The 17,338-nt window shown below is 60.9% G+C and carries 15 protein-coding genes; 3 read left to right on the top strand and 12 right to left on the bottom strand.

Annotated features, from left to right (window positions below):
• Positions 1–145 precede the first annotated feature (145 nt).
• The 6 genes from PR017_RS12235 to PR017_RS12210 form a co-directional block, all read right to left on the bottom strand.
• Positions 146–1,336, bottom strand: a complete 1,191-nt coding sequence (locus PR017_RS12235) for a pilus assembly protein (protein WP_111219017.1) — start codon at positions 1,334–1,336, stop codon at positions 146–148.
• Between the two features lie 120 nt (positions 1,337–1,456).
• Positions 1,457–2,335 (bottom strand): transglutaminase family protein, encoded by an 879-nt coding sequence (locus PR017_RS12230; protein ID WP_111218756.1) that lies wholly within the window; start codon positions 2,333–2,335, stop codon positions 1,457–1,459.
• A gap of 3 nt (positions 2,336–2,338) precedes the next feature.
• Positions 2,339–4,756: a circularly permuted type 2 ATP-grasp protein gene (locus PR017_RS12225; RefSeq protein ID WP_111218754.1), complete on the bottom strand. Its 2,418-nt coding sequence runs from the start codon at positions 4,754–4,756 to the stop codon at positions 2,339–2,341.
• Positions 4,757–4,768: 12 nt separating this feature from the next.
• Positions 4,769–8,089 (bottom strand): transglutaminase family protein, encoded by a 3,321-nt coding sequence (locus tag PR017_RS12220; protein ID WP_111218752.1) that lies wholly within the window; start codon positions 8,087–8,089, stop codon positions 4,769–4,771.
• 149 nt (positions 8,090–8,238) lie between these two features.
• On the bottom strand, positions 8,239–9,666 hold the full coding sequence (locus tag PR017_RS12215; protein ID WP_279619507.1) for a mannose-1-phosphate guanylyltransferase/mannose-6-phosphate isomerase: 1,428 nt from the start codon (positions 9,664–9,666) through the stop codon (positions 8,239–8,241).
• Positions 9,667–9,924: 258 nt separating this feature from the next.
• Complete coding sequence (locus PR017_RS12210) at positions 9,925–11,043, bottom strand: DUF475 domain-containing protein (RefSeq protein ID WP_425069997.1); 1,119 nt, start codon at positions 11,041–11,043, stop codon at positions 9,925–9,927.
• 331 nt (positions 11,044–11,374) lie between these two features.
• Here PR017_RS12210 and PR017_RS12205 point away from each other — a divergent pair, with 331 nt between their 5' ends.
• Positions 11,375–11,581 carry a hypothetical protein gene (locus tag PR017_RS12205; protein WP_111222030.1) on the top strand — a complete coding sequence of 69 codons (207 nt, stop codon included), beginning with the start codon at positions 11,375–11,377 and terminating at the stop codon, positions 11,579–11,581.
• Positions 11,582–11,636: 55 nt separating this feature from the next.
• Here PR017_RS12205 and PR017_RS12200 read toward each other — a convergent pair whose 3' ends face one another.
• Positions 11,637–12,110, bottom strand: a complete 474-nt coding sequence (locus tag PR017_RS12200) for a hypothetical protein (protein WP_111222031.1) — start codon at positions 12,108–12,110, stop codon at positions 11,637–11,639.
• Between the two features lie 216 nt (positions 12,111–12,326).
• On the opposite strand from PR017_RS12200, the gene PR017_RS12195 reads away from it, so the two are divergent.
• Complete coding sequence (locus PR017_RS12195) at positions 12,327–12,722, top strand: hypothetical protein (RefSeq protein WP_111222032.1); 396 nt, start codon at positions 12,327–12,329, stop codon at positions 12,720–12,722.
• A gap of 57 nt (positions 12,723–12,779) precedes the next feature.
• On the opposite strand, the gene PR017_RS12190 is transcribed toward PR017_RS12195, so the two are convergent.
• Together PR017_RS12190 and PR017_RS12185 are read right to left on the bottom strand one after the other, a co-directional pair.
• Positions 12,780–12,995, bottom strand: a complete 216-nt coding sequence (locus PR017_RS12190) for a hypothetical protein (RefSeq protein WP_111222033.1) — start codon at positions 12,993–12,995, stop codon at positions 12,780–12,782.
• A gap of 11 nt (positions 12,996–13,006) precedes the next feature.
• Entirely contained in the window at positions 13,007–13,249 is a 243-nt protein-coding gene (locus PR017_RS12185; protein ID WP_111222034.1) for a hypothetical protein, read from the bottom strand.
• A gap of 353 nt (positions 13,250–13,602) precedes the next feature.
• On the opposite strand from PR017_RS12185, the gene PR017_RS12180 reads away from it, so the two are divergent.
• Positions 13,603–13,914 (top strand): hypothetical protein, encoded by a 312-nt coding sequence (locus PR017_RS12180; RefSeq protein WP_111222035.1) that lies wholly within the window; start codon positions 13,603–13,605, stop codon positions 13,912–13,914.
• Positions 13,915–13,933: 19 nt separating this feature from the next.
• Here the strand turns inward: PR017_RS12180 and PR017_RS12175 are convergent, their stop codons facing one another.
• The 3 genes from PR017_RS12175 to PR017_RS12165 form a co-directional block, all read right to left on the bottom strand.
• Positions 13,934–14,182 carry a hypothetical protein gene (locus PR017_RS12175; protein WP_111222036.1) on the bottom strand — a complete coding sequence of 83 codons (249 nt, stop codon included), beginning with the start codon at positions 14,180–14,182 and terminating at the stop codon, positions 13,934–13,936.
• A 152-nt stretch (positions 14,183–14,334) separates the two neighbouring features.
• Entirely contained in the window at positions 14,335–15,111 is a 777-nt protein-coding gene (locus PR017_RS12170) for a hypothetical protein (RefSeq protein WP_111222037.1), read from the bottom strand.
• 114 nt (positions 15,112–15,225) lie between these two features.
• Entirely contained in the window at positions 15,226–17,274 is a 2,049-nt protein-coding gene (locus PR017_RS12165) for an O-linked N-acetylglucosamine transferase, SPINDLY family protein (protein ID WP_111222038.1), read from the bottom strand.
• Between the last annotated feature and the right edge of the window lie 64 nt (positions 17,275–17,338).

The raw sequence follows: 17,338 nt of genomic DNA, 5'->3' as shown, positions 1-17,338 counted from the left end.
ATAGCCGGAGAGGTTGGTGCGGCACGACAATTGCGCGCGCCAAAGGGCAGATTTCGGCAGCAAGCGACACCCTGGACGCGAAAGAAAACCCGCTCCGAGGGGTGGAGCGGGTAGGGTGGTTGGGTAATAAGGTAGAGCGAACTCGCTACTTGGTCATCAATGTCAACTGCAGCGTGGCTTTCTCGCCGATTGCCTTGAAGGCGGCAATCAGGTCATCGGAATTTTCCGCTTTGAAGTAAGTCGATGGCGAGGTCGCGCAGTAGTTGAGCAAGGCCTGGCCGTTTGACGGCGCCATCAAAGCTACCGTGTAGACCTGCATGCCCGCAGTTCTAGCTTTGTCGCAATAAGTTCTGGTCGTAGCATCGGCATTGGCAACGTTGTTGTCGCCATCCGTCATGAAAACGATATATTTGGTTGGAACTTGGCCATTTTTGTTGTGATGGGCGGTGTCTTCGGTCGAAGCCATTAGAGCTTCGTATGCATTTTTAAAGGCGCCGCTTGAATCGGTTGTGCCATCAGCAGTTAACTTGTTGACATAGGAACTGATGTCTGACGTTCCCCAAGTCAGGGCCGATGCGGTTTGGGCCTGGTTGTTGTAGGAATCGCCGCCGGTTCGGACATAGAGCATGTTCGGATCAGCTTTCTTCAACTGCGCGGTGAGATTGGTCACGGCAATCTTGAGAGATTCCATTTTGCTATAGTAGTTGGTGACGGTCCGCTGGCGGAAACAAAAGTTGCCGATTGCTAAATCGCATACCGTTTTCGTCGGAGTCGTGGCGTTGACGGTCGCAGTGTCCTCATCCATCGAGCCGGACCGGTCGAGGACCAAATACATCGACAGCGCATTCTTGCTTTCCGTTGCGCTCGAGGTTGAACTGCCCGCACCGATTTTGACGGTGTTCAAGCCTAAGAGACGCGTCAGGCCGTTGACGTTCATGTTATATCCGGAGCTGACCGATACGCTGAAGATCTTGCCTGTTGCACCATTGGCGGCTTGCGTCACACTGACGGTGGTGCTCGACTTGATCGCTGCCAAGGCCGTTGCGTCGCCCGCCATATAGTTGGCCATCTGACCGGTAACGAAGTCCTTGCCAAATTGAGTTGCCGTGGTGCTGTCAATGTCGCCAGCGGCCAATGCGCTGGCTGTTGCTAGTGCTGCGGCATCGGTCGCATTCTGAACCTGGTTCTTCGACAGCACCATGTTGGAAACATCTACCGCCACTCCGGCGCCGGCAAATACGACGGGCACTGCTAGCGCCGTGAGAATGCCGAAATTGCCGCTCCGGTCGCTGAAAAAACGGCGCACGCCGAAACCGGATTTGAAACTGGTGCTCATCATGTTCACCTAAAGTATTGCCCCACAACTCTGGGTACCCTAGTTGGGTAATCCTTTTCATTGCATTGACAACTTAGGTACGAATTGAGCGATCCGGCTGCATATTCCAGTTTCGGGAATCTAGCCGAGCGGGATGACGTCGACTGCCTGGTCGATCTTCTGGCTGCCGTAGCTCTTCAGCACGCCGATGACCGGTGCGACATCGGAATAGTCGCGGCCGTAGGCGACGACGATGTGGTCTGTGCTCGCCGGGATATCGTTGGTCGGGTCGAGTTCGATCCAGCCGACGGTTTCACCGCACCACGCGCGCACCCAGGCGTGCATTGCATCGGCACCTTCGAGCCGCGTCTTGCCGGGTGGCGGGATGGTGCGCAGGAAGCCGCTAACGTAGCCGGCGGGGATGCCGAGGCTGCGCAGCGCTATGATCATGATATGCGAAAAGTCCTGGCAGACGCCGCGCTTCAGCTTGAAGGCCTCGTTTGGCGTCGTGTCGACACTCGTTGCCTTGCCGTCATAGGTGAAGTCCTCGTAGATCTTCGTGCACATGGCGCGGGCGATCTGCATCACGGTCAGCGGGCTCGATGCCCACTGGCGGGCATAGTCGGCAATCTCGGTGCTTTCCGACAGGCGCGGACTGGCGCTCAGGAAATGGTGCGGAGACAGCGCATCGACAGACCAGCAATCGGCGATCTCGTCTGCTAGGTCCGGCAAAAGTGGTGAAAAATCTGCCGTGCCTGCCAGGCTTTCGACGTGCACCCGGGCCTTCATCCGAATCTCGAGCTTTTCATGGGGCTTGCGCACCAGGAGCGAGGTCGTCGGATGCAGGAAGAAGTCGGTAAACAGCCTCTGCTCTTCCGGGACAGGCGAGATCGTCAGGGAACCCGCTACCAGCCGCTGGCGGCCCGGCAGCGACAGGGGCAGCAAGCGCAGCATGTGACGGGCGTTGGAGGCCGGGATCTGGTAGGTATAGCCCATTTTCAGGGACAGGTCGTATTGCATGATCTATCCCAGATAAGTGTGAGCCAGAAGGTCCGACAGATGTTCGAGTTCGCGCTCAAGCCGCTGGTAGGCGTCGGCCGTCATGGTTTCAGGCGTTAGCACTGCCAGGCCCGATTGTAGTCTGAGAGCCTCGCGACAGAAGGGCGACATCTGGCCATTGACGGTGGCGCCGGGAAGTTGCGCCACTTCGCGGTGGATCTCGTTCAGCTGGAACAGGATCGAGCGCGGATTGAGCGGGTCGAGGGCCAGGAGGTCCGTCACCGTCAGGCGTGCGGTATTGACGTTGTAGCGCCGGCGATGGGTCATGACGCTGTCGCCGATTTCCAGCAGCATGTCGAGCGAGCCGTCCGGCGCATCCGGGCCGGACATATGGCCGAGCACGCGGGTCATGAACAGGCCGCGCTCGATATAGCGACCGAGCGACAGGAAACGCCAGCCGGTGAAGCGGTACATATTTTCATGCACCAGGCCGGCAAAGCCCGCAAGCTTCCGCAACAGGATCGTCATCGCATGGCTGGCATCATCGCCTGCCTTGACGTGGCCCTTGAAGCGGCGCGCAGTCTTGGCGAGATCGTTGAGCGCCAGCCAGCCGTCGGGGGAAAACCGGTCGCGGATGTTGCTCGCGGAATACACGGCGCTCTCGATATTGCGCAGCAGGGTTTCCGGCACGGCCTCCTTGGTGTCGATGTCGACGATGCCGAGATAGTCGCTGACGTCGGCCAGCAGCGGCTGCTTCGGATCGGCGGATTCGGCAAAACGGCCATGCCAGGCGCGCAGGATGCGCAGCGCTCCTTCGGCCCGCTCGATATAGCGGCCCAGCCAGAACAGGTTGTCGGCAGCGCGGCTCGGAAGGCTTCCGGGCATGTTGCGCGTAAAAGTTTCCTCGGCCGGCAACAGCGTGTGGCGCTCGACTGGCTTGTCGCTGACGATCCAGACGTCGGCGGCCGAGCCGCCGGCCTGCATGGCGATGGCGGCCACATCGTCGCCGCTGCCGATGCGGGCAAAGCCGCCGGGCATGATCTTCCAGCCGTTCTCGGTGCGGGCGGCAAAGACACGCAGGCTCATCGGTCGGGGCTGCAGCTTACCGTTTATCCAGGCCGGAGTGGTCGACAGTGTGACGACCTCCTGCCCGACCAGCTTGCGGCCGTCGCTCTTCAACCAATCGGCAATCGATTCCTTTGCCGTGGCGCGCAGGGTCGAGCCGAGCACGGACTGGCCGTTGTCGTCGAAGAAGGGCAGGCGGGAGTATGCCGGCCCGATTACCATCTTCTCGATATTGCGCGCGACCTGCGCGCGCTCGGCCTTCTGGCCGCACCACCAGGTGGCGATCGACGGCAGTTTCAGCTCTTCGCCCAGCAGGTGGCGCGAAATCGTGGGCATGAAGGCCAGCAGTGCCCGCGTCTCGAGGACGCCAGAGCCAAGCGCATTGACGATGGTCACCGATTGCGAGCGCAAAGCCTCGACTAGGCCGGGCGTGCCGATATGGGAGTGCTGCGCGAGTTCCAGCGGATCGGCGTAGTTGGAGTCCAGGCGACGCCAGAGGACGCTGATAGGCTTCAGTCCGGCGACGGTGCGTACCATCACCTGATTGTTGACGACGGTGAGGTCTTCGCCCTCGAGCAGCATGAAGCCGAGGTAGCGGGCGATGTACGCGTGCTCGTAATAGGTTTCGTTTGCGGGGCCGGGCGAGAGAACTGCGATCCTGCCGTCACCGCCCTGCTTCATGGCCTGCAACGTATCGCGGAAGGCGCCGAAGAACGAGGCCAGCCGATGCACGCTGGCATCGGCGTAGAGATCGGAAAAGGCACGGGTGGTGGCAACGCGGGTTTCAAGCGCGAAGCCGGCTCCCGACGGGGCTTGCGTCCGATCGGCCAGCACCCACCAGTTGCCATCGGGCCCACGGCCGATCTCAAAGGCCAGGAAATGCAGATAATGGCCGCCCGCCGGTTTCACGCCGACCAGCGGTCGCAGGAATTCCGGGTTGGAGCCCACCAATGCCGGCGGGAGATAGCCCTCCTTGACCAAGGTGTTGTCGCCGTAGATGTCGGCGATGACCTTTTCCAGAAGGTCGGCGCGCTGCACCAAGCCTTCCGACAGGGTTTTCCATTCGCGCTCGTCGATGAGCACGGGAATATGCGATATCGGCCAGTTGCGTTCGGTGACACCCTTGGTGCCGTAGTCGCGGTAGAAGACACCGGCATCGCGGAGATAGCGATCGGCGCGGGCAAAGCGCTCGTGCAGTTCCTTTTCCGGCATGCGGCTTAGGCCCGCAAGAAACTTCTGCCAGACGGGACGCACGGCGCCGGATTTGTCGACCATCTCATCGGCGACGCCGGGCATGGCAGCATAGGCAAAGGCCGGATCTATGCCGATGTCAGCCGTTGCCTTTTGCGTACCTATAGTTGCCGGTTTCTTGGACATCGCGTTCTCAGTTCAAATTCCGGTCGGACGCCTGAGATCCAGGGTCAGCGGAAATTCCGGGGATGTCAGTTCTGGCCGCAGGGGATAGGCGCCAGCAGTGTGGCCCCACGGTTCGAAGCGGGCAAGGCGGCGAGCTTCCGCCTCGTTGTTGTTCACCGGGAAAGTCTCATAGTTGCGACCGCCGGGATGCGCAACATGGTAGATGCAGCCGCCGATCGACCGCTGCGACCACGTATCGTAGATATCGAAGGTCAGCGGCGTGTTGACGGGCAGTACCGGGTGCAGGCCGGAGGCCGGATGCCAAGCCTTGAAACGCACGCCGGCGACGGAGACGCCCGCCACGCCCGTCGGTGTGAGCGGCACGGCGCGACCGTTGCAGGCGACCGTGTAGCGAGACGGGTTGTTGCTCTCCAGCTTAACCTGCAGCCTCTCGACCGATGAATCGACGAAGCGAACAGTTCCGCCGATTGCCCCTTCCTCGCCCATGACATGCCATGGTTCGAGTGCCTGGCGAAGTTCCAGCTTGTTGCCTTCGTATTCGACTTCGCCCGAGAACGGGAAACGGAATTCGAGCTGTGCCTGGAACCACTCCGGCCTGAGGTCGAAGCCGTGGGCCTTGAGATCGGCGAGCACGTCCAGAAAATCCTGCCAGATATAGTGCGGCAGCATGAAGCGGTCGTGCAGCGACGTTCCCCAGCGCACAAGACGGCCGTCAATCGGCTCCTTCCAGAAGCGTGCGATGAGCGCGCGGACCAGCAGTTGCTGGGCAAGGCTCATGCGGGCATTCGGCGGCATTTCGAATCCACGGAATTCGACGAGGCCGAGGCGGCCCGTCGGGCCATCCGGGGAAAACAGCTTGTCGATGCAGATTTCCGACCGGTGGGTGTTGCCGGTGACGTCGATCAGCACGTTACGGAACAACCGGTCCACGAGCCACGGAAGCGGCGGCTCGCCCATTCCCGGCGCGGGGACCTGGGACATGGCTATTTCCAACTCGTACAGGCTGTCGTGACGGGCTTCGTCGAAGCGTGGCGCCTGGCTCGTCGGGCCGATGAACAGGCCGGAGAAGAGGTAGGACATCGAGGGATGGCGTTGCCAGTGCAGCACCAGGCTCTTCAGAAGATCCGGGCGGCGCAGGAACGGGCTGTCGGCAGGGTTCTTACCACCGACGACGACGTGGTTGCCGCCGCCGGTGCCGGTGTGGCGACCGTCGATCAGGAACTTGTCGGTGCCGAGACGGGTCTGGCGCGCCTCTTCATAGACGGTCGTGGTGATGGCGACACATTCCTGCCAGCTGGCGGCCGGGTGGATGTTGACCTCGATGACGCCGGGGTCGGGCGCGACGCGGATGACGTTGATGCGCTCGTCGTGGGGCGGCGGATAGCCTTCGATATGGATCGGAAGGTTGAGCTCGGCGGCTGCGTTTTCAGCGGCAGCGATCAGCTCGAGGTAGTCCTCGATGCGCTCGACCGGCGGCATGAACACGCAGAGGCGGCCATCGCGCGGCTCCACAGACATGGCCGTGCGCACCGCGCCACCGATTTCACCGATGGTCTGCTCGACCCGCGATTGGCCGCTGTCGTCGGTCTGGAAGGAGGCTTCCGGCATGGCGCGGCCGGCCGGCACCACGACATCAGGCAGCGGTACGCGGGGGATCGAGGGATCTGCCTCGTGGATGTAGGGATAGCTCGAAGGCGGCACGTAGGGCAAGGTGCCGAGCGGCAGGCGATAGCCGACGGGGCTGTCGCCGGGCACGAGGAAGATCTTGCCGCGGCGGGTCTTCCATTTTTCGCTGATCCAGCGCTGGCCGCTGGCCTTGGCGTTCCACGCCTGCACCGGCAGGATGTAGCCGGTCGCAACCGTCAGGCCGCGCTCGAAAACGCGAGCGATGCGGTTGCGCTCCTCGGGGTCCTTCAGCTTCGAATTGGACGGATCGACGTTTTCCGGCAGGCTGCCTTCCTTGATGATCCATTCGGCCGGATCCTCATACGCTGGCAGCACCATGTCGGGCTCGATGGCGAGTTCCCTGGCGATGGCAGTCAGAAGATTGCCGGCATCTTCGGCCTTGACGCCCGTGTCGGCGCCTTCGGCGGCAATGAGGGCGGGGTTCTGCCAAATCGGCTTGCTGTCCTTGCGCCAGTAAAGCGAGAAGGTCCAGCGCGGCAGGCTTTCGCCCGGATACCACTTGCCCTGGCCGTAATGCAGGAAGCCGCCGGGTGCAAAGCGTTCGCGCAGCTTGCGGATCAACTTGTCGGCGAGATCGCGCTTCGTCGGGCCGACGGCAGCGGTGTTCCATTCCTCGCCCTGCAGGTCGTCTATCGACACGAAGGTCGGTTCGCCGCCCATCGTCAGGCGGACATCTTGGTCGACCAGAACCTTGTCGACGGCCTCGCCGAGTGCGTTCAACGCTTGCCAAGACTCTTCTGAAAACGGCTTGGTGATCCGCGGATGCTCGGCGACGCGGGTCACGTTCATGGCGAAATCGAATTCGGTGTTGGCCTGGCCGAAGATGGCGCCGGAGATCGGTGCGGCATTGCGATAGTGCGGGGTGGCGGCCAGCGGAATATGGCTTTCGCCGGTCAACAGGCCGGAGGTTGGGTCGAGGCCGATCCAGCCTGCGCCGGGCAGGTAAACCTCGCACCAGGCGTGCAGGTCGGTGAAATCCACTTCCGTGCCCGAGGGTCCGTCGAGCGCCTTGAGGTCCGGGGCCAACTGGATCAGGTAGCCGGAAACGAAACGGGCGGCAAAGCCGAGGTTGCGCAGCACTTCGACAAGCAGCCAGCTTGTGTCGCGGCACGAGCCAAGCGCTGCCAGCAGCGTTTCCTCCGGCGTCTGGACGCCGGGCTCCATGCGGATCACGTAGTTGATGTCGCGCTGCAGGCGGGCGTTCAGACCGACGACGAAGTCGGTGGTGCGGGTAGGCGTGCGATCGATGGTTGCCATGAAGGCAGCCAGTGCCTCGCCCATCGGCTCCGGCTGCATGTAGATCTTCAGGTCGTCGCGCAGATCTTCCGGATATTCGAAAGGCCAGACTTCCGCGGCCTCCTCGACGAAGAAGTCGAACGGATTGTAGACCGTCATGTCGGCGACGAGATCGACCTCGATCTTGAATTCGGTCACCGGATCGGGAAAAACGTAGCGCGCCAGGTAGTTGCCGTAAGGATCCTGCTGCAGATTGACGAAATGATTTTCCGGCGAAATTTTCAGCGAATGGCTGATGACGCGTGTCTTAGAATGCGACGCTGGTTTCAAGCGGATAATCTGCGGTCCCAGCCGGACCGGCGTGTCGTACTTATAGTGCGTCAGGTGGTAGATACTTGCTTTGATGGACATATTTTTTTCTTCTGCCAGCTATTCCCGAAGGGATAGTGTGCAATGCAACGACAGAAAGCAAGGCGCTTTACCGGCCGCGCACATATCCTGGCCCTGAAGCGCCAACGGCGAGCCTTCGCCCGCCGCTGGTAGAATGTCGATGTCTATCCTCAGGTGCGCCCGAATTCGTCGTTGAGGCGGATGATGTCGTCCTCGCCGAAATAGGAGCCGGTCTGCACCTCGATCAACTCCAGCAGGATCTTGCCCGGATTGGCCATGCGGTGGACTTCGCCGAGCGGGATGTAGACGGACTCATTTTCCCGCACGACCTGCACCTTGTCGCCGATGGTGACTTCAGCCGTTCCCTTGACGACGATCCAGTGCTCGGAGCGGTGGTGGTGTTTCTGCAGCGACAGCTTCTTGCCGGGCGTCACGAAGATCCGCTTCACCTGAAAGCGGTCGCTCTTGATCAGCGACGTGTAGCCGCCCCAGGGGCGATAGGACGTCGGATGGGTTTCGGTGAGCGTCGCAGTCTTCTTGTGGGCGGCCAGCAGTTTGACCAGCTTGCCGACGTCCTGGCTGTCTTTCAGATGTCCGACATAGACGGCATCTTCGGATGCGATGACGGCGATGTTCTCGAGACCCTGCACGGCGAGATGGGTGCCGTGGGTCATGACGAGAGAGTTTTTGGTGTTGACGAGCGTCGTGTTACCGGCAGAGACGTTGCCGTCCTCGTCCTGCTTGCCGACCTTCCAGACAGAGTCCCAGCTTCCAAGGTCAGACCATAGGAAGGACGAGGGAACGACGGCGGCATTCGACGTCTTTTCCATGACGGCATAGTCGATGGAGATGTCGGGGCTCTTCGAAAAAGCTTCGCTGTCGAGACGGGTAAAGTCGAGATCGCGAACGCCCTTGGAAAGGGCTTCCTTGGCCGCCTTGACCACGGCCGGTGCAAATTCGTTCAACTCCGCCAGCAACGGCGTCACCGGGAAAACGAAGATGCCGGAATTCCAGTAAAAGCCGCCGGCAGCGAGCATCGCCTCAGCCTTGTCTGCGGGTGGCTTCTCGATGAAGCGCTTGACCGCATGGGCACCCGAGGCCAGCGACTTTCCGACTTCGATGTAACCGTAGCCGGTGGCAGGCTCTGTCGGGGTGATGCCGAAGGTGACCAGCTTGCCTTCTGCGGCCGTCGCACGGGCGATGCGGATGCACTCGAAATAGGTGGCGTCTGCCGTGATCTCGTGGTCGGAGGCCAGAACCTGGATGATGGTGTCCTTGCCGAAAAGATCGTTGGCGAGCGTTGCTGCGGCGGCGACGGCGGGGGCTGTGTTGCGGGCGACGGGCTCGAGCAGCACGGCTGCAAGTTCGATGCCGAGTTCGCGGGCCTGCTCTGCCACGAGGAAACGGAACTCCTCATTGGTGACGACGATGGCCGCTTCGTAAAGGTCCCTGTCGGAAACGCGCGACAGGGTGTTCTGAAACAGTGTCTGGTCTCCCACGAACTGGATAAACTGCTTTGGCGCCGTGGCGCGCGACAGCGGCCACAATCGAGTTCCCTTGCCACCGGCCATGATGACCGGGACGATTTTTGCTGCCATGAATTCGATCCTCTTTAAAACTTCGTCGATGAATTTCTGCAGGCGAGGCCGCCCTGGCCGCCCTGCAAAACTCCTGCAAGGTCGTCTAACGCAAATCTCTGCGGCCCTTTTTAGCCGCCAAAAGCAGCGCGATTCTACCGGGTATTTCTGTTTCTCCAACCGTTCGTTTTGAAATATGTCATTAAATCAAAGGCAAGGTTAAGGCAGTTTGCGATTTCGGCATAGTCCGACCTGCGCAAAACCTTGCTTCGATCCGTCTCAGGGGGTTTCGTCTGGACGCAGGCTGGTCGAGTGTGCGCTATTCTCGTGACGCCTGTTATAGCGCACCGAAGACCAGAAAGAGAGGCCGATCAAGGCCGCACCGCCAAGGCCTGTGATGACCTCCGGGATGTGAACCAGCGTCTGGACGAACATGATCACCGCCAGGATGAGGATGGCGTAGAAGGCTCCGTGTTCGAGGTAACGGTATTCGGCAAGTGTGCCTTTCTCGACCAGCATGATGGTCATGGAGCGGACGTACATCGCACCGATTCCGAGGCCGATGGCGATGACGAACAGGTTCTGGGTCAGTGCGAACGCGCCGATGACGCCGTCGAAGGAGAAGCTGGCATCGAGCACCTCGAGGTAGATGAAAGCGCCGACGCCGCCTCGGGCAGCCTCGCTCATGGTCCGCTGCGATGCATCGAGCAGGCCGCCAAGCACTTCGACGAGCAGGAACGTCAACAGGCCGTAGATGGCTGCGTAGAGGAAGCGGGTGGCATCGTCGCCATCGAGAAGCGCGGCAAAGCCCAGCATCGTGATCAGCACGACCGAGATCTCGACGCCCTTGATGGTGGCAAACCGCGCCATGGCTTTTTCAAGAAAAGCGATCCAGTGGACGTCTTTCTCGTTGTTGAAGAAATAGGTCAGTCCCACCATCATCAGGAAGCTGCCGCCGAAGGCTGCGATCGGCAGATGCGCTGTCTTCATGATGGTGGCATATTGTTCGGGTTCGACCGCCGCCATGCGCAGCGCTTCCCATGGGCCGATCTCGCCGGCGACGGCAACGATTGCCAGCGGGAAGACGATCCGCATGCCGAAGACGGCAATCAGGATGCCCCATGTCAGGAACCGCTGCTGCCAGACAGGCGTCATCTGCTTGAGCTTGTTGGCATTGACGATGGCATTGTCGAAGGAGAGAGAGATTTCCAGGACGGCAAGCACGACGCAGATGAAAAACACGGTGGCCATGCCACCCAGCGTTCCCGTCATCTTCCAGCCGAGAAATCCGCCGCCGATCAGACCGACGACGGTAACGATAATGGCCCATCTGAAATAGGATAGGACCGGCATGCCCGATCCTTGGCCAGTCCCTGAGCCTGATGTCGGGCGCGTCATGGGTGCACCTGTGGGGTTGGGGACGCGGGAAGGCGAAATGCGGGTCGACGTCGCGTGCCTTCGACGGCATGCGAGTAAAGCATGGTCAGCTTGTTCATGGGGATAAATCCGCCGGCTTGTCTGCAGGCGGTACCGACATCACGAGAGCGCCGTAAAAACTCTCGCCAGAGGGGCCCGGCACCAGTGTTATCCGCGGCAGATGTCCTTTATCCGCAGAGCCTCATAGGTAAGGAGATTGCCGCCGCGGTCAAGAGCGGAGCGGGAACCAAATCAACGCGTCGACGTTGAACCGCAGGTTGCGTCCTGCAACCGGATTGCGGAGGAGGCAGTCATGGTGCATACCACTCAACAGACAGGCACGAAATTCGACGCGGTGCAGCCACGACAGTTCGGCCGACCTAATGCCTTGCGGAAGGCTCAGGTCCTGCCGCCACACCAGGTAGACATCACCCTGTCGTCGGCGCCGCGCGACGATCTCCGCGTGCCGGCAACCATAAGCGGTGGCGTGATGTCGAAGCGTATCGACCGGCAGGGCTGAAGCAGCGTCTCTCGATAACTGGCCAACTGGCGCCGGGTAACCGGCGCCGCGAAATCTACTTCTTTGCGGGGACGTCGCCACCGGTGCGGAAGCTGCCGGTGAACTTCGAATCCTTCGATTCCGCCGAGCATTCAATCGCGACCTCCTTGCCGCTGTAAGGATTTCCGAACGTGCAGGTTCCAGCGGCCTTGACCTGGCCGGTCATGGTCGTGCCGGCGCCGGAGACGACCATGTTCAGCGCCAGGCGGACGTTGCCGTTGGATGCGGCCTTGATCGTCTTGCCGTCGCCGGCGAAGCCGAGCATCTTGCCCTCGGATGTGAAGATGAAGGTCACGGTGCCATTCGGGGCGGTCACGCTTGCTAGCTCGTTCTTGCACTTCTTCGTGGCGTCGAGCTTGCCGACCACCAGCTTGGCACATTTGCCTTTCAGCACGATGGCGCCGGGCCCGCCGGGAAAGGTCTGCGCCGAGGCAGCGCCTGCCGTAAGAGCGATAAGGGTCGTTGCGAGTGCCAGGCTTGTCGTCCGCATTCAAAAGTCTCCGATTTTCAACCTGTAGCGTCGTCCGGCATCGAGGCCGACCAAGAAGCATACGCCCAGCCATATGGTGCAAGGGCAGTTTCTTTAAAGGCAGGCAGATGAATGGAAAATGAAGGCGTTGCTCCAGACCCATTCATTCTGCTCTGATTAAAGGATATCATCGCTCGACCGGGTGCGCCGCAGGTCGGGATCAATGAGGAGGGGACCATGACAACAAAAATTTCGACGGCCATTTTGGCCGCAATGCTGGTGGGGGGCACGGTGGTTTCCTTGCCGCCGGTGGCAGCAGCGCAGGACGTCCAGTTTGAAATCGGACGCCACCGTCCGCCACCACCGGATTATCAGCAGGACGACGAGGATGCTCCACAGCCGGAATATGGCTACCGGCGTCCGCGCCCTGACTATGATCGTCCTCCGCCGCGCGACTATGGAAGGCGCGGGTGCGATCCCCGTCAGGCCGTTGCCATGGCCAGTCGCAACGGGCTCCGGCACGCTCACGTCGTGGATGTCTCTCCGCGTCGGATTACGGTAGACGGCTTCACCCGCCGCGGGCCGGACGAGATGGTTTTCGGCAATGTGCGCGGATGCCCAAGCCTCGACTAGTGTTTTTCCGGCATGTGCGCTCAAGGGTGCGCATGCCGTTTTGTTACGACTGCGGTCCTAGCCGCCCGCGCCGCCTGACGCATCGTCCATGAATTCCGGGTACTGCACGGTTTGCTGCGTGTCTCCAGATTGTGCCGTTCCGGCGTCGCCGAGGTAATCGTGGGCTCCAAGCCATTCAGCCAGTATTTTCGAAACGGCTGCATCGCGACCGAGGCCGTGGTCAGCCATGTACCGTGCCAGAGCGGCGTCGATATCTTTGGGCAAACTTGTCATCGCGGCGCCTCTCAGTCGAATTCCGGGATCTGGCCATGCTGGTAGAGGATGATCGTCGGGCCTTCCTCGCCAACGGCGGGGTTTGCCTCGCGGCTCCATGCCACCACACCGGCGTGATCGTTGATGAGCGTCTGCGCAGCGTAGACGGCTGATTCCTCGGTTTCCATTTGTCGTGGGCCGAAGGCAGGCTCGAGCCTGCCATCCGCATTGCGGTCAAAGGCTGTCACGACGATCATCTTGCGAAATCCCGGCATGGGCTGTCCCTCGCGTACACGGCTCGGCTATGACAGCCGCAGTCACTGCGAGGGCAACGCGTCGGTACAGGCGGATGTTCCGCCGCCACACACGCTCCACGTATGCCGGTGGTAGCGTCTCAGATGGCGGTTTAAAACCAGCCCATGAGACGCGCGGACCCTATCAGGCTGCCGGCAATAGACAGTAGGGCCATGATGATGATGACGGAAAAGACGATGGCGCGTGACATGGACAACTCCTTAACCCCGGCTTAGTAACATCACGCACCGACCGCCGGCAATGGAACAAAAGAGCGCGGTCAGCATTCCGAACCGGGCAATCGTGCCGTTCGGTCGTGACAGAGAGAGCCATCATGAAGATTATGCTTGGACTGGGACTTGCCTTAAGTCTTGCTTGCGTTTCGGCCGCTGCAAGCCCGGGCGAATATCAGTATTATTTCGGCGGTCCCATCGACCAGACCCCAACCCTCGCGGCAAAATTCGACAGGGCGTCGGACTACTGCTCAGTCGAAGCCAGCCGGCCCGACCGCGGCTCTACCGATGTCCACAGCTACATCCACACGGTCGCCATGCGGAACTGCCTCGCCCGCTACAATTTCATCGACCGCGGCGTCTACTCCGCGCTGCCGATCACGCTCGGGCTCGACCACTTCATCGACAGATAAGCTACACAATCGACCTGGTTCAGGCGGTGCCGCCGCCTGCACCTCCGCTTTTCTCGATAGCCGATACCATCTCGCGGGTGCTGTCGGCTAGCAGATCGGCATTTTCATGGGCTGCAGCGTCGTCCATGCCCGATTGCAGACCGATGCTGACCCAGCTTTCGTGCAGACCGTTGATATAGTCGTCCCGATCTTCCGCATCGATCTCAAGCACGTGCATTGCGGCCGTGCGGACGAATTCGGTCATGGCCTGGTCCAGGTCAGCTGTCATATGATTCCTCGATCTGATGTGACAGCTATTTGGCGACCTGGTGACGATCGTCAAGCGCAGGCGTTACATTTGTCGAGCAACCGGACGGCGAGCACCATCTCCGGCCAGAGCCATCGACGGCACTTTTTCCGCCGCCTTTGCAGTTCGGATCGCTATATTTTCGACGGCTGATTTTTTGGCAGGATGAAATCGACGCCCAGCATATGCATCCACATTCGCTCGAGAATGTAGCCGTGTGCAACGACACCTGCAGTTGAAAAGTCGATTGCCAGCCTCAGCGAGATCGGCGGAATAGCAGCCACACGCGCATTTCGGGCAGCGAAGATGGCGCCGTAGGAGAAGACGCCGAGCGAGTGACGGTCGGCCTTTTCGGCGATGTGGTCTAGTTTGCAGTGCCTGAGGAAGTGAGCTGCGATGTTGCCGCCATCCGGCAGGCCGTGGAGGATGCGGTAGACCATGCCCATGCCGTTGGCGCCCGCGTCGACGAATTCTGGAGCTCCCCAGGCCGTGAGCGAAAAACGCTCCGGCCGGACGCGCAACCGTCCCCCGAGCTGCGCCTGGTAATCGTCCAGCAGGGCTGCCGGTGGAATGTTGTTCTCAGCGATCCAGCACCACGACAAGGGCTGCACGTCGTCCCAGTCGCGCCAGTTCTGCAGAAGCTCGATGAAATCGGGGCTGTGCGCGTGCGGGTCGGCCTGTGCGTAGACGGTGAAGTCCTGGTCGTTGCCCACCTGCGTCATCATGTGATGTAGATAGGTCTCTGATTCGCGGCCGACATTCGGTCGATCGATGATGCGAAAAGCGCGATCGAGCACTTCGGGGGCGACGATTTTCTCGCCCTTGTTGTAGATGATGATGTCGAAATCATCCGGGATCTGATGAATCCAGTCCAGGGATTCGTTGTATCGCGCCAAAATCACGGTGTTCACGAGAGATGCCTCCTCTAAGCCTCTCGATCACGCGCTCTGGACGAGAGTGTAGTTCAATGACGGGCGCCAGGTGTCGAGGGAGAGGGGCCGGCGGTGCACTTCTCCCGATGGCGGCTATTCAGCGGGTTCGGTCCACAAACGGCGATCGAACGGAATAGGTGTGTTCGCGTTCAGCTGGCCAAGCTTTTCGAGGTATCGGTTGCGGTAGGCGATTTCGTCCTCGAACTCGACGTTGGACAGGACGATGTCGACGCCGATTTCGTAATAGATTTCGAGGTTGCGCATATCCGGCACGGGAACTTCGCCGCGTTCAGCTTCGTCTTGCATCTGCCAGAACAGCTGCTCGAGACGGCGTGCGAGGCCGGGGATGTCGCGCAGCGCACTCGTTTCACGCTGGCTCTGCAGCCTGTCCCTGACATCCTGCAGGCTTTCCCGATCGTGGGCAAAGGCTATGGCCTGGCGGACGTACTCGTCCGGGCCGCCGCAGATTAGTTCGGGCAATCCGGCGGCAGCGACGATGCTGCCGCAGAAGCGCGAGGCAAATGTCTTTCCGGAAACGGTTAGGATCGGCAATCCGACGGTAATGGCATCGGCCGCTGTCGAATGCGCACCGTAGGGGAAGGTATCGAGGAACAGGTCGGCCAGCCCGATACGCGCGAGATGCTTCGGATTGGGTGCCTTTGCCGCGAAGATGATGCGGTCGGTATCGACGCCTCTTTTCGCGGCTACTTCGCGAAGCCGCTGGTTGACCGTGTCGTCGTCGGCAAGCAGCCAAAGCACGCTGCCGGGTGTCTCCGACAGTATCGTCATCCAGCGGTCGAAACAGTTTTCTGTGATCTTCTGCATGCCGTTGAAGCAAGCATAGACGAAGGCATCCTCGGGCAGGCCCGCGTCTGCGCGGGTAGGGCGCGGGTCGATCTGGCGCTTGCGGTCGATGGGCTGGTTGCAGGCGATACGCAGCACTTTTTCCGTATAGTAGATTTCGTTGGCGGGCGGGATGATGTGCTCGTCGGCGATGATATACTGATGGAAGGGGCTGGCCAGCGAGCCAGGATAACCGCAGAAGTTGACGACGACCGGAGCCGGGCGATAGGCGAAGATCTTGGTGCGGGCGAGCTTGGTGTAGCCGTTGACGTCGATCAGGATGTCGATCTTGTCCTTGGCGATGAGCTTTGCGGCATCTGCGTCGCTCAGTTCGGCGATATCGCGCCAGCAATCGACAGCGTTCCTGATGCGCTCCTGCGTGGCATCGTTGGCGCGCCGGTCACCGCAATAGTAGGCGAAGACCTCGACGCTGCTCTTGTCATGCAGCTCCAGCACTTCTCTGAGGGCAAAGCCGACTGCGTGGTCGCGCAGGTCCGACGAGACATAGCCGACGCGCAGACGCTGGCCGGTTCCTGTCTTGTGGCGCGGAACGGTGTTGGCAGTGGCCTCGTCGATATCGGGCTGCCCGATCAGCGACTTGTTGTAGCGATGCGCCTTGGCAAGCTGGAACAGCGGGTCGTCGGCGTAGCAGCCTAGCGTCAAGGGGGAGACGGCATCCAGCAACTGGCGAAGCGAGACATGCTCCGAAGGGACCAGCACCGGCCACTTGCACTGGCGCTGGCGCAGCGATGTCCAATGCTGGCCTGCGTCGGTCTTTTCGGGCTGAAGCTCCATGGCCTGCCAAAGAACCTTTTCCGCTTCCTCCATCCTGCCGGCACCTTCCAGCACGCGGCCGATGTGCTTCAGGGTCATCAGCCGGTGGCCGAGACGGTCGGCAGTGATATCGGAAGTGATCTCGGCATAGGAACGCCACTGCTCGACGGCGGGGTTTATCAATCCGCTGTCCTCGAGGACGCGACCAAGGTTGATATGCGCCGGGCCGAACTGGGGATCGAGCTTGAGGCAGGCACGAAAGGCATTGATCGCGCCCGCGCGGTCGCCGATCACGTTGGCCGCGACCGCATAATTGAAATAGGCGAGATGCAGCAGCGGATTGCCGTCGTTATAGGCAATCCAGCCTTTGTAGAGCTCGACCGCCTGCGCCTGGTGGCCGCCGTTGGCGAGGATCGTCGCAATGTTGAACAGGTCGCCAAGGGCCAGCTGCTGATTTCGCGCGCGCTCGAGCGAATTGGTGAGCAGTGGGAGCTGAGCCGTGGCCGATGCGACATTGATGGTCATGACGATCCTACGAAAATTCGGCCTGGCGGCCAAAGCGTGAGCCAGTGCGCAGAGCGCTTGCGTC

Source organism: Rhizobium tumorigenes (assembly GCF_003240565.2).
Classification (GTDB): domain Bacteria; phylum Pseudomonadota; class Alphaproteobacteria; order Rhizobiales; family Rhizobiaceae; genus Rhizobium; species Rhizobium tumorigenes.
The sequence above is the reverse complement of the archived record's forward strand: the minus strand, read 5'-3'. Positions and strand labels throughout refer to the sequence as shown.

Coding starts and splice junctions, on each gene's coding strand:
- PR017_RS12205 (WP_111222030.1), top strand. CDS start 11,375: ATGGTGCATACCACTCAACAGACAGGCACGAAATTCGACGCGGTGCAG.
- PR017_RS12195 (WP_111222032.1), top strand. CDS start 12,327: ATGACAACAAAAATTTCGACGGCCATTTTGGCCGCAATGCTGGTGGGG.
- PR017_RS12190 (WP_111222033.1), bottom strand. CDS start 12,995: ATGACAAGTTTGCCCAAAGATATCGACGCCGCTCTGGCACGGTACATG.
- PR017_RS12180 (WP_111222035.1), top strand. CDS start 13,603: ATGAAGATTATGCTTGGACTGGGACTTGCCTTAAGTCTTGCTTGCGTT.
- PR017_RS12215 (WP_279619507.1), bottom strand. CDS start 9,666: ATGGCAGCAAAAATCGTCCCGGTCATCATGGCCGGTGGCAAGGGAACT.
- PR017_RS12220 (WP_111218752.1), bottom strand. CDS start 8,089: ATGTCCATCAAAGCAAGTATCTACCACCTGACGCACTATAAGTACGAC.
- PR017_RS12210 (WP_425069997.1), bottom strand. CDS start 11,043: ATGACGCGCCCGACATCAGGCTCAGGGACTGGCCAAGGATCGGGCATG.
- PR017_RS12225 (WP_111218754.1), bottom strand. CDS start 4,756: ATGTCCAAGAAACCGGCAACTATAGGTACGCAAAAGGCAACGGCTGAC.
- PR017_RS12175 (WP_111222036.1), bottom strand. CDS start 14,182: ATGACAGCTGACCTGGACCAGGCCATGACCGAATTCGTCCGCACGGCC.
- PR017_RS12230 (WP_111218756.1), bottom strand. CDS start 2,335: ATGCAATACGACCTGTCCCTGAAAATGGGCTATACCTACCAGATCCCG.
- PR017_RS12165 (WP_111222038.1), bottom strand. CDS start 17,274: ATGACCATCAATGTCGCATCGGCCACGGCTCAGCTCCCACTGCTCACC.
- PR017_RS12185 (WP_111222034.1), bottom strand. CDS start 13,249: ATGCCGGGATTTCGCAAGATGATCGTCGTGACAGCCTTTGACCGCAAT.
- PR017_RS12235 (WP_111219017.1), bottom strand. CDS start 1,336: ATGAGCACCAGTTTCAAATCCGGTTTCGGCGTGCGCCGTTTTTTCAGC.
- PR017_RS12200 (WP_111222031.1), bottom strand. CDS start 12,110: ATGCGGACGACAAGCCTGGCACTCGCAACGACCCTTATCGCTCTTACG.